The organism is Streptomyces sp. NPDC004561, from assembly GCF_053602155.1.
Genome location: NZ_JBSGDB010000812.1, coordinates 1 through 2,236 on the forward strand (window position 1 = coordinate 1; position 2,236 = coordinate 2,236).

The window sequence follows — 2,236 nt, forward strand, 5'->3', positions numbered from 1 at the left end:
ACCGGAGGTCGGGCAGGTGCGCCGGGAGACGCTGGGCTTCCCGGCCTGGGCGCTGGTCAACGACCCTGCGAACGGCCATCACGCGCTCGCCCTGGTGAAGGACGTCGAGCGGCTCGCCCGGCAGGCCAAGTCCCGCCCGGGCACGGCCAAGGAGGGCTTCGAGGCGCTCGGCGAGCGGCTCGGGCGGGCGGTGCCGCACTTCCTGCCGACGTTCTACGAACAGGCCGCGCGGGTCTTCCTCGGCCACGAGAACACCACGTACGCCGCCGCGTTCTTCGGCAAGGCCCGCGAGTCCGAGCGGGTGCACGCGCTGACGGTGGACGAGCAGCGCCAGCGCGCGGTGTTCCTGGAGTTCGCGTTCGCCGGGGCACTGACCGTCAAGGCCCTCAAGGAATACGTGCGGGATCTCAACGGCCGGCTCGACCCGGCCGCGGCCTGGGCGCAGTTCCGGCAGCTGACGGTGGAGCGGTGCGCGGCCGGCATGCCGCCGTACGCCTCGCTGCCGCAGGACGCGCGCGGGCTGGTCAAGGCGGCCGGCCTCGACCGGGTCACCGAGGAGTGCGCGCTGGTCGCCGACCTGATCGCCTCCCCCGCCGCGGTCCGCGCGCCCCGGTCCTTCTGGACCGCCTACCGCGCCGTGCTGCCGGTCCTCGCCGAACGGCGGCCGGAGGTGCGGGTGCGCCTGCTGGAGATCATGCCGGCCGGTCTCGGGCGGGGCGTCGAGGACGACGAGTTCTGGCTCACGCTGCTCGCGGAGACCGGTGCCGAGCGGCTGCTGACCGATGCCGCGGCGGCCGCGGAGCACGGCGTCGATCCCGCCGGGTGGCTGAGCCGCTGGGCGTCCTTCCGCAAGCACGGCGGCTCGTACTCCCTGCGCTCGCCCGCCACGCTCGAACTGGTCGGTCGCATGGCCGCGCCGCTGCGCGCCGCGGGCCGACCGGTGGCCTTGTTCGCCGGCGGCTGGCACGCGGGCGCCGACCTCGATCTGCTGGACCTGTGCCTGGCCGAGGAGATCCCGCTCACGATGCCGGACACCGGCAAGCGGGCCTTCCTGCCGCTGCCCTCCTGGCTGACGGACACCCGGCCCGGCGGGCGCGACCTGGTGGCCGTGGCGGCCGCCCCGCGACTGCGGCGGCTGCTGCACGAGGCAGTGGACCAGGTCGGCAGCCATCAGCGCTCCCGCGAACTGCTCCGGACGGTCGCCGCCCACCCGGTCCTCTCCCGGGTGCTGCGGGAGTGGCTGGACAAGGCCGCCGACGACTTCACGCGCGCGGCGGGCCTGCCGGGCGCCCGCACGGCCCTCGACCGGCTGCGCCCCTTCCGGGTGACGGCCACCGAGGTCAACCCGGAGGCCGTCGCCCGGGTCGCCGGGCACGAGACGGCTCCGCTGCTCGCCCGGACCCTGCGCGCCGGCATCCTGGACGAGCTGGGCTGGCCGGCCCTCGACGAGGCGCTGGCCCTGCTCGGCACGGAGACCAGGAAGGGCGAGGACAACTCGACGGCCGTGCACGAGGCCTGGCCCGCCCTGATCCTCTGCCGCGGGCACAAGGCGGTCGTCGTCGGCCCGGAGCGGGTGCTCCTCGACCACGACCTGCGGCTGCCGCAGGAGCTGGACCGCTGGCAGCGCCCCCGCTTCCGCTACGCGGACGGGGAGCTGCTGGTGATGTGGCGGCACGGCAGCAAGCAGTACGGCTACTGGTCGGCCCGGCCCGCCGAGGTGTTCGAACTCGGCGGCGAGCAGCTGCCGGCCTGGTGGTCCGGGAACGAGACGATCGTCCCCTCCGTCCCCCTGCCCGGCGGCGGCCGGGCCACCGGTGGCCGCACCCTGCACGCCGGTGACACGGTCCTGCCGCCGACCCGCTCCCTCATCGGTGACGGCACCACGTACTGGCGCCAGGGCAGGCAGGGCCGGCAGACCGTGTGGCTGGAGTACGACCCGACCACGGGGACGCACGGCCGCGCCTCCCTGCCCGCCCTGTTGCGCGCGGGCATCCGCGAGGACGCCGAGCTGCTGACCGGCCGGTGCGAGGTGCTCCCGCTGCAACCCGGCCTGGAGCACAGCCCGTTCGGCACCGACGGCACGGTGCTCGGGCACTGGGTGCGCACGGAGGGCGAGGCCGCCGAGCAGCGCCGGACCGCCGGTACGCCGGACGGGCGCACCGTGTCGGTGCCGGTGAGCCACTTCGCGAAGCCCTCGTCGCGCGGGTCGGCGCCCTCCATGCCGATGACGCTGGGC

1 pseudogene is annotated in these 2,236 nt (G+C 75.7%); it reads left to right on the forward strand.

Annotated features, from left to right (window positions below):
* A pseudogene (locus tag ACWEN3_RS45615) lies at positions 1 to 2,236 on the forward strand (hypothetical protein); the annotation flags it as partial.